The sequence below is a fragment of the Pseudomonas sp. IT-196MI5 genome (genome assembly GCF_949767415.1).
In the GTDB taxonomy this organism is placed as follows: domain Bacteria; phylum Pseudomonadota; class Gammaproteobacteria; order Pseudomonadales; family Pseudomonadaceae; genus Aquipseudomonas.
In genome coordinates this window covers 324,595-333,412 of the sequence record NZ_CATKPZ010000055.1, presented here as the reverse complement: position 1 = coordinate 333,412, position 8,818 = coordinate 324,595, and the positions used below count along the sequence as shown (strand labels likewise).

At 60.4% G+C, this 8,818-nt stretch carries 11 protein-coding genes and 1 pseudogene; 6 read left to right on the top strand and 6 right to left on the bottom strand.

What is annotated here, in order from left to right; genetic code table 11:
• Positions 1-157 precede the first annotated feature (157 nt).
• Positions 158-832, top strand: a complete 675-nt coding sequence (locus ACM6IK_RS24260; protein WP_414876343.1) for a DUF3313 domain-containing protein — start codon at positions 158-160, stop codon at positions 830-832.
• A gap of 75 nt (positions 833-907) precedes the next feature.
• On the opposite strand, the pseudogene ACM6IK_RS24255 reads toward ACM6IK_RS24260, so the two are convergent.
• A pseudogene (locus ACM6IK_RS24255) lies at positions 908-1,027 on the bottom strand (hypothetical protein); the annotation flags it as partial.
• Positions 1,028-1,310: 283 nt separating this feature from the next.
• Between ACM6IK_RS24255 and pcsA the strand changes: the two are divergent.
• Together pcsA and ACM6IK_RS24245 are read left to right on the top strand one after the other, a co-directional pair.
• Positions 1,311-2,033 carry a phosphatidylcholine synthase gene (gene pcsA, locus ACM6IK_RS24250; protein ID WP_108218059.1) on the top strand — a complete coding sequence of 241 codons (723 nt, stop codon included), beginning with the start codon at positions 1,311-1,313 and terminating at the stop codon, positions 2,031-2,033.
• Between the two features lie 2 nt (positions 2,034-2,035).
• Entirely contained in the window at positions 2,036-2,422 is a 387-nt protein-coding gene (locus ACM6IK_RS24245) for a DUF488 domain-containing protein (RefSeq protein ID WP_414876342.1), read from the top strand.
• 159 nt (positions 2,423-2,581) lie between these two features.
• Here ACM6IK_RS24245 and ACM6IK_RS24240 read toward each other — a convergent pair whose 3' ends face one another.
• Entirely contained in the window at positions 2,582-2,851 is a 270-nt protein-coding gene (locus ACM6IK_RS24240) for a DUF4242 domain-containing protein (RefSeq protein ID WP_414876341.1), read from the bottom strand.
• On the opposite strand from ACM6IK_RS24240, the gene ACM6IK_RS24235 reads away from it, so the two are divergent.
• Positions 2,850-3,128, top strand: coding sequence for a hypothetical protein (locus ACM6IK_RS24235; protein ID WP_414876340.1), 279 nt, complete (start codon positions 2,850-2,852; stop codon positions 3,126-3,128). The two genes, ACM6IK_RS24240 and ACM6IK_RS24235, sit on opposite strands and share 2 nt — an antisense overlap.
• A 17-nt stretch (positions 3,129-3,145) precedes the next feature.
• On the opposite strand, the gene ACM6IK_RS24230 is transcribed toward ACM6IK_RS24235, so the two are convergent.
• The 3 genes from ACM6IK_RS24230 to ACM6IK_RS24220 all read right to left on the bottom strand — a co-directional run bounded on the left by ACM6IK_RS24230 (position 3,146) and on the right by ACM6IK_RS24220 (position 5,034).
• Positions 3,146-4,363, bottom strand: coding sequence for a cytochrome c biogenesis protein DipZ (locus ACM6IK_RS24230; protein WP_414876339.1), 1,218 nt, complete (start codon positions 4,361-4,363; stop codon positions 3,146-3,148).
• A 146-nt stretch (positions 4,364-4,509) separates the two neighbouring features.
• Positions 4,510-4,722 (bottom strand): hypothetical protein, encoded by a 213-nt coding sequence (locus ACM6IK_RS24225; protein ID WP_414876338.1) that lies wholly within the window; start codon positions 4,720-4,722, stop codon positions 4,510-4,512.
• 48 nt (positions 4,723-4,770) lie between these two features.
• Positions 4,771-5,034, bottom strand: coding sequence for a DUF2790 domain-containing protein (locus tag ACM6IK_RS24220; protein ID WP_414876337.1), 264 nt, complete (start codon positions 5,032-5,034; stop codon positions 4,771-4,773).
• Positions 5,035-5,340: 306 nt separating this feature from the next.
• Between ACM6IK_RS24220 and ACM6IK_RS24215 the strand changes: the two genes are divergently transcribed.
• Positions 5,341-6,081, top strand: coding sequence for a response regulator (locus ACM6IK_RS24215; protein WP_414876336.1), 741 nt, complete (start codon positions 5,341-5,343; stop codon positions 6,079-6,081).
• Complete coding sequence (locus tag ACM6IK_RS24210; RefSeq protein ID WP_414876335.1) at positions 6,078-7,388, top strand: ATP-binding protein; 1,311 nt, start codon at positions 6,078-6,080, stop codon at positions 7,386-7,388. Before ACM6IK_RS24215 ends, ACM6IK_RS24210 begins: the two co-directional genes overlap by 4 nt.
• Before the next feature lie 671 nt (positions 7,389-8,059).
• Here the strand turns inward: ACM6IK_RS24210 and ACM6IK_RS24205 are convergent.
• Entirely contained in the window at positions 8,060-8,815 is a 756-nt protein-coding gene (locus ACM6IK_RS24205; RefSeq protein ID WP_414876334.1) for a DUF2063 domain-containing protein, read from the bottom strand.
• Between the last annotated feature and the right edge of the window lie 3 nt (positions 8,816-8,818).

Here is an 8,818-nt window from a genome sequence, read left to right as displayed (position 1 = left end):
GCATGCCGGACGAGCAGACCAAATCCGTGTCGGGCGATCAACTCTCCGGTCAATTCGACAATGCCTGGATCCAAGCCCTGAGCGGCAACATGACCTGGCGATTCTGATGTTTTGTAAACGAAAGAACGACGACTTCATCCAAGGAGTAAACACCATTATGAATCTGTCCCGAAACCTGCTTGTCGGCGCCGCGCTGGCCAGTCTGTTGTTAGGCGGTTGCACCTCGAAAGTGACGGAGAAGGCGCAATACTCTGGCTTCCTGTCCAACTACAACAATCTGCAGGAAGTCGAAACGCAGAGCGGCGGGACCGCGATGCGCTGGGTCAGCCCTTCGTGGAACCCGAATGCTTATGACACTGTGGTGTTCAACAAACTGGAGTTGTACCCGGCCCCCAAACCCGATGAGCGGGTCAACCAGCAGACGCTGACCGACATTCAGAACTACATGACCAGCAAGGCCAAGGCCTCGCTGGGTCAGAAGTACCGCGTAGTACCCACTTCCTCATCCGCCCCGGCGGGTTCCCGGACCCTGATCATGCGGGCGGCGATTACCGGGGTGAACGCCGAGAACGAAGGCATGAAGTGGTATGAAGTGGTACCGATCGCAGCCGTTGTCGGCGCGACTCAGGCCGCCACCGGTCACCGCGACCAGGACACCACCCTGTTCATCGAAGCCGAGTTCGTTGACGCCAAGAGCAACCAGACCGTGGCCAAAGTGGTGCGCAAGGTGTTTGGCACCGCCCTGGAAAACGAAAGCCAGAAGATTACCGCCAAGGACTTCAAGGCTGCGATCGACAAACTGGGCACTGACTTCCAGGCGTTCCTCAAGTAACACCCGCCCAGGTGGCGAGGGAGCTTGCTCCCTCGCCACCTGAGGTTCCCTCCCTGACCGTACCCTTCACTTTCTCTTCCCGACTCGCCGACGCCTTGCGACGGTGATTGCCGGTTGTTCGGCATTCTTCTGGAAAAACAGCTCTCCAGCGATACCATCCGGCGCGCGGACCAAGGCCACCGGACGACCCTGGAGGCTGCGCGGTGACGCCCGATTTCAGTGCTGATCAGACGCTGGTTCTCTTTTGCAGGGGGTTTATCCAGTCAGGCCACGATGGACCTCGCAGGTGAATGTGCCAGCACCGTTGGGCTGACGCGCCTTCGCGAGCGCGGATTTGTCCGGTCCGTTTAGATAAGATTCATGGGTGGTGAACCTTATTCCCGGATACCCGGTCGATAGCTGCAACCCCACCCGGTTTGCCACCGCCCCCGTACGCGGGGTGACAACTGGCTTGCTTCATTCACTGGAGAACGCCCCCGTGATTTCAACCCTGTACATCGCCAGGCTCAAAGCATGGGGCGCCCATGGTTTTACCGCCACTGGCGTGGTCACCGCTTTCCTCGCCACCCTGTCCCTGCTGGATAACCAGCCGACCCATTGCCTGCTGTGGCTGGGTGTCGCCCTGATCGTCGACGGGCTGGACGGTGCGCTGGCACGCAAGGTCAACGTGCAGTCGGTGTTGCCGAGCTTCGATGGCTCGATCCTCGACCTGGTGATCGATTACCTGACCTATGTGTTCATCCCGGCGCTGTTCATCTATCGCTACATTCCGTTGCCGGACTACACCTTGCTGCTGAGCGTGTCGCTGATTCTGGTGTCGTCGCTGTTCTGCTTCTGCAACGTCAACATGAAGAGCAAGGACAACTACTTCCAGGGCTTCCCCGCCGCCTGGAACGTGGTTGCCCTGTGCCTGTACATCATCGCCCCGTCACCGTGGATCACCTTCGTTACAGTCATTGGCCTGTCCCTGCTGACCGTGAGCCGGATGAAATTCCTGCACCCGTTTCGCGTGCGCCGCTTCATGCCGATCAACATTGCGGTGACGGCCATCTGGTTGCTGTGCAGTTTGTCGCTGGTGCTCAACCATCCGTTGATCAACCCGCTGGTGATGGGGCTGTGGCTGCTGATGTCGGCGTACTTCCTGGGTATCTGCCTGTGGCGCACGGCGCTGGAGTGGTTCGACGAATCGAGGCACAAGTAGCCATGGCGGTCCATATCGTTCAACTCGGATCACCGCGCCGCCCCGACGAAGGTTTGCGCCTGGGTACGGTACGCCGCCCTCCCCGCGGCGTACCGAAAGCCGAATTCGCCCGTCGGGATTTTTATGATGTCTGGCAGCCGTTGCTGTCACCCAGCGCGGAGCTGGTGGCCGAGGCCAAGGCTGCGCAAGACGCCAAGGCCTGGGAGGTGTTCAGACGCAAATTCAAGGCCGAGATGAACCAGCCCGCGGCCAGTCAAATGCTGGACCTGCTGGCCGCGTTGTCCCACCGGACGTCCCTGGCCGTGGGCTGTTATTGCGAGGATGAGGTGCATTGTCATCGCTCGGTGTTGCGCGAGTTGCTGGAGGCCCGTGGGGCGAAGGTCATTTAGCCGACATCACCATTCCCCCTGTGGGAGCGAGCTTGCTCGCGATGGCGGTCGTCCAGTCACAAGTGCTGTGGCTGAAACTCCGCTATCGCGAGCAAGCTCGCTCCCACAGGGTTTTGCATTGTTATCGCTCACTGCCGCGTGATCACCATTTCCAGGTATTCACTCCGCCGTTGTCGGGTCGATGATATTCATGACCTGGGAAATACGGTTGGCAGGAAAACCGCTCAGCCTTGCGTGCTCCTGAATCTGCTCCTCGCTCGGCGAGATGTACACGCAGTAGAGCTTGTCACCGGTGACATAGCTCTGCAGCCACTGTACCTCTGGCAACCCACGCAACGCCCGGCAGGACTTTTGCGAAGCGGCTTGCAAATCCCTTTCCGACAATGCTCCAGCGCCCTGGATCTCGCGCTCAATGACGAATTTTGGCATGGCAACCTCTCTTTTCTTGTTCTGGATGGCAGGGCGGCACTCACCCTGTGGGCCAACTATCGCCCTCACCGGCGTTGGCGTCCTGTCCGATCGTCGGTCAGCCCTGCCCGATCGTCCGGAGATACCACGTTGCGCGCAAGCCAAAGCCAGCGGCGAGAAGAGGATCTACCTGCCTACCCAGGACCAGAGCACTTATTACGCCAAGCGCGGCTGGGTGGTGCTGGGGCGTTTTGAGGCGTGGGAAAAAGATCAATGGCTCATGGCTCGGGACCTGTGAGCCATTGATCGAGTGGATTACGCCGCTGGCGCGCCGGCCTTGGCCTCCTCCAGCAACTGCTGAATCATTTGCTCCTGCGTGTCGTAGCTGCCTTCACCGAAGTGGGTGTAACGCACCTGCCCCTTGGCATCGATCAGGTAGTGCGCCGGCCAGTACTGGTTGTCGAAGTTGCGCCAGATCGCGTAGTTGTTGTCGATCGCCACCGGGTAGGTGATGCCGTACTCCTTCACCTTGGCCCTGACGTTGTCGATGATCCGTTCAAAGCCGTATTCGGGCGTGTGCACGCCGATCACCACCAGTCCGTCCTTTTCGTATTTCCTTGCCCAGTCCTTCACGTACGGCAGGGTGTGCTTGCAGTTGATGCAGTCGAAGGTCCAGAAGTCCACCAGCACCACTTTGCCTTTCAGCGCTTCGTTGCTCAGTGCGGACGAGTTGAGCCAGTCCACTGCGCCGGCCAGCGACGGCATGGCGCCCTGGGCGTTGCCCATGGTGCTGTCGGCCTTGACCTTGCTGACCAGGTAATCGACGACTTTCGGCACGGTCTCCAGCACACCCCTCTCGACACTGCTGACACCTTGCGAAGAAGTATTGGCCAGCAACAGGTCGTTGGCCCCTGTTGCAATCACCGCCGCCCCGGCCAGCACCGCAACCCCGGCGCCACGGCGCAACCAGCCCGTAACCGGAATCGACGGTTTCAAGCGATTGACCAGGCCGCGACCGGCAAAGATCAGGGTACCCAGGGACAGCGCACTGCCCGCGCCATAGGCCACCAACAACAGACTGGTGCCGGCGTTCGCGCCCTGCAGCATGGCGCTGGTCAGAATCACCCCGAGGATCGGCCCGGCGCACGGTGCCCAGAGCAGCCCGGTGGCGACACCGATCATGATCGAGGCCAGTGGCCCGGACACCTTGCGCGAGTTCGGGTCGATGCGATTGCCCAGCAACACGAAGGGCCGCGCCAGCCAGTCACCGACCCGGGCGGAGATCAGCGACAGGGCGAACAGCACCATCACGAACAGGGCGACGTGGCGGCCAGTGTTGCTGGCCTGAATCACCCACTCACTGCTGACCACGGCCAGGCTGGAGACCAGGGCGAAGGTCAGGACCATGCCGCCGAGGGTGAGCAGGATCGAGGAGCGTGTGCGGTCGGCCCCGGCAAACAGGAATGGTACGACCGGCAGGATGCACGGGCTGAGGACGGTCAATATGCCGCCCAGGAAAGCGATGAGTAACATGGGATCACCTGATGCAAATTAAAGGGCAACACATCACCACTGTAGGAGCGAGCCTGCTCGCGATAGCGATTGTTCGGTCAACGATGTATCGCCTGACCCGACGCCATCGCGAGCAGGCTCGCTCCTACAATGGATTGGGGGTGTTCTCAAACGGTCTGTTCATCCAGCAACTGCCCTTGCGGTGTACGGCTGGAACCGTCCTGCGCAAGGAAGCCATGGGCGCCCTTCTCCGCCACCGGTGTGAGCTGGAAGCAGGTGTTGCTGGTGCAGGCGCTTTGCTCGACAGCGGCGTTGGCATGGACCGCCGCACCGGCGACGGAAAAGGCGATGGCGGTCAAAATGCGGGAAACGTTGTTCATGATGTCCTTCCTGATTCAAATGGATTAAGCGGTCGTTGGGCGCGACACTCAGTTTTCCGAGTTGCAGTTGTCGGCGAATTTGCGGTAATCGAGCACCTGGGATTTCGACTGGGTGTCGAGGTAGGTCAACCGCGCATTCACCACGCCGCAGGAAGGCGAAGCGTCCTCGGTCAGCGACACCACTTTCCTGATGTCAAGGTGGGTGCCGTAGGTGTAGTTTTCGGGCGCGACATCGGCTTCGGCACGGGCCGACAAGGTGCAGATGTTCAGGGCGGCAAACAGGCACGCTGCGTAGATGGCTTTGGTGTTCATGGCGAGTCCCTCAAGGTTTCAACAGGTTGATCGTTGGTTGATCCGAGGCGGTCTGGTTTGCCTCGATGGAACCTATTAAAAGCTTGCGAGGTATCTCGGCTGTGTCGGAAATCGGCGTGAATCAATCGCTGCGTATCAGAACCGGGCGCAGATACAGAGCAATACAAAACCGCTGAAAATCGGCTTTTTTACCTTCGTGTGTATCCTCAGGCAAGCCAGATACACTGCAATACAAAGGACGGCAGGCGAGCCCGCCAAGGCTCGATAGACTGTGTGGCATTCCCCATTTACCAGAGGTTTGGCCCAATGGATCACGTTGATCACATCCTCATCGTTGACGATGACCGCGAAATCCGCGAACTGGTTGGCAACTACCTGAAGAAGAACGGCCTGCGCACCACGGTCGTAGCGGATGGACGGCAGATGCGCGCTTTTCTGGAAACCACGCCGGTGGACCTGATCGTGCTCGACATCATGATGCCGGGGGACGATGGCTTGCTGTTGTGCCGCGAATTGCGCGCCGGCAAACACAAGACCACGCCAGTGCTGATGCTCACCGCCCGCAACGATGAAACCGACCGTATCCTCGGTCTGGAAATGGGCGCCGACGACTATCTGGTCAAGCCATTCGCTGCCCGTGAACTGCTGGCGCGGATCAACGCGGTGCTGCGACGCACCCGCATGCTGCCGCCGAACCTGGTGGTGACCGAAGCCAGCCGCTTGTTGGCCTTCGGCCGCTGGCGCCTGGACACCTCGGCCCGGCACCTGCTCGATGGAGACGGCACCATGGTTGCCCTGAGCGGTGCCGAGTATCGATTGCTGCGGGTGTTTCTCGATCATCCGCAACGAGTGCTCAACCGTGATCAGCTGCTGAACCTGACCCAGGGTCGCGATGCCGACCTGTTCGACCGCTCCATCGACTTGCTGGTCAGTCGCCTGCGCCAGCGCCTGCTGGACGACGCCCGCGAGCCGGCCTACATCAAGACCGTGCGCAGCGAAGGCTATGTGTTCTCCCTGCCGGTGGAAATCCTGGGCGATCAATCATGACGCAGGCGCTGCATTGGCCGAGGACCCTGGCCTCGCGGCTGTCGCTGATTTTCCTGATCGGCCTGATCCTCGCCCAGGCGCTGTCCTTCGGCGCGCAGTATTACGAGCGCTACGAATCCTCGAAAAACACGATGCTCGGCAACCTGGAAACCGACGTTTCCACGTCCATAGCCATCCTCGACCGCTTGCCCGCGAACGAGCGGGCCGGCTGGCTGCAACAACTGGAGCGGCGCAATTACAGCTACCTGCTCAATGAGGGTTCGCCGGGCACGCCCATCCGCACCGACATGCCCGATACGCCCATTGCCATCGCCTCGATCAAAGACGCCATCGGCCACGATTACCCGATGACCTTTACCGACATCCCCGGGCCGAAAAAACATTTTCAGGTGCACCTGAACCTGGCGGATGGCAGCCCGTTGACCATCGACGTCCGCCCGGCGATGGTCCCGTTGTCGCCCTGGTTGCCCATCGTGCTGCTCGGGCAACTGGCGCTGATGCTTGCCTGTTCCTGGCTGGCGGTCAGAATCGCCATCCGCCCCCTCACCCGCCTCGCCGGGGCCGTTGAAACCCTGGACCCCAACGCACACCCGGTACTCCTGGACGAAAAAGGCCCGACCGAAGTCGCCCACGCTGCCAAGGCCTTCAACTCGATGCAGGCACGCATCGCGGCCTATCTGAAGGAACGCATGCAGTTGCTTGCGGCGATTTCCCACGACCTGCAAACCCCGATCACCCGCATGAAACTGCGCGCCGAGCTCATGGACGACTCCAGCGAAAAGGACAAACTGTGGAACGACCTGGGTGAGATGGAACACCTGGTCCGCGAAGGCGTCGCCTACGCCCGCAGCATCCACGGCGCCACTGAGGAAAGCCGCCGCACCGATCTCGACTCGTTCCTCGACAGCCTGGTGTTCGACTACCAGGACATGGGCAAGGACGTGCAGCTCGAAGGCAAAAGCGCCACCGTCATCGAAACCCGCCCCCACGCCTTGCGCCGGGTGCTGGTCAACCTCACGGACAACGCATTGAAATTTGCCGGTGCTGCCGAGTTGCATGTGGAAAAACAGGCCGATGGCAACCTGTCGATCAGGATCCTCGACCGCGGCCCGGGCATCGCCGAAGAAGAACTCAAGCAAGTGATGGAACCGTTCTACCGCGTTGAAAATTCCCGCAACCGCAGCACCGGCGGCACCGGGCTGGGACTGGCAATTGCCCAGCAATTGGCAATTGCCATTGGAGGGTCGTTGACCTTGAGCAATCGTGAAGGTGGCGGGTTGTGTGCGGAGCTGAAGTTGCCGGGGTAGAAGTTTTCGGGTCGGGGGCGAGGAATGCTGGACCTGCCGTAAAAAAATGGTCGGCTGGCCGGCCTGGTTCTTCATGCGTGCGCATTTCCCTGTAGGCGCTGTCGAGTGCAACGAGGCTGCGATCTTTTGGCTTTATTCATGACAAACAAGAGCAAAAGATCGCAGCCTTCGGCAGCTACAGTTGGGCTGGGTACATTCGAAAGAAATTGGTCGGCTGACAGGCCGCCTTCGCTGGCAAGTCGGATCGCCGCACCGCAGCTCCTACAGAAAAGCAAAGGCAGATCGGCGTACACCCGCCGCTTTTCACCACTCAACAGGCCGAGCATTAGCTCGCCTGCAGCTCTTGATCTTGATCCACCCGCCCCCTCGGCAGGCTGAGCGCAGGTGTTCATCCGGGGATTGGCGCGCAGCGCCGTTCGACGCAGTCGAACTCATTGCATGTAGGTCGAAGCGAAGCCGACCGGAGGGCAATGCCCCCGGATGAATGCCGGAGCGAAGGAACCCCGAGCCTCAGCGAGGGGCCGTACGTAAGGGGCGAGACCTTTTGGTTCCTTTTGGGGCGTTTGCCAAAAGGGACTCGCCGTAAGGGCGAAACCGCCAGCCGCCGTTACCGCAGAAACGGATATGTACTCAATCAACCAACAACCTGGTCGGCCCAGAGGCCGCCAAGTTCAAACAACCCCAACAACCCCATCCCCATGCATCTGCCGCAACAACCTCAGACCACCTTCGAAAAACGCCGATGAACCAACCTGCCCCGCCTCAACCGCCAATCCTTGCAACTGCTCACGCCCGGTCACTTCGGGAAACTCGTCAATTCTCTGCAACAACCGCCACGCCAACGGACTCAATTCAGAAAACCTCACACTCCAGTCCTCCGCCCGCCGCACCAACAGCAATGTCGGCTGATCAGGCAAAGCGTCCGGCTGATGATCCGGCCCCACCCGCTGCACCGGCCAGGCATACGCCAACGGCCAGGCCAGCGCCGACACCTGCAACGGCCGCTCCAGCAGCAACGCAGCATCACCGGCAACCAGAGGCTCGGCGTCGGACTGTTGCAAGGCCATTTCCACCCACTCGTAATGCGCCAGTTCCACCATGAACCGCGGCCACGGCCCATCGTTCAATGCATGAGGCCCGGCCGCGAGAAACTCGACAAACTCCTGGGCAATCTCACCGAATTTTGGCGTGCGGGCGCGGTAGTCCCGAAGAAAAATCCGTACCAGTGAACGCCAGTGCTCATCCCCCAAAATCTTCACCAACACCGGAAAGGTGCCACTGAGCAATGACGACAGATTGGCAAACACCAGGTCGCGATACACCTGCGCCCGGACAGGGTCCATTTCGGCCGGTGGCGCGAAATGCTCGGGATCACGCAGGTACCGGCCCATGGCGCTTTGCTGGTGATGCAACGATTGTTTATCCACGGT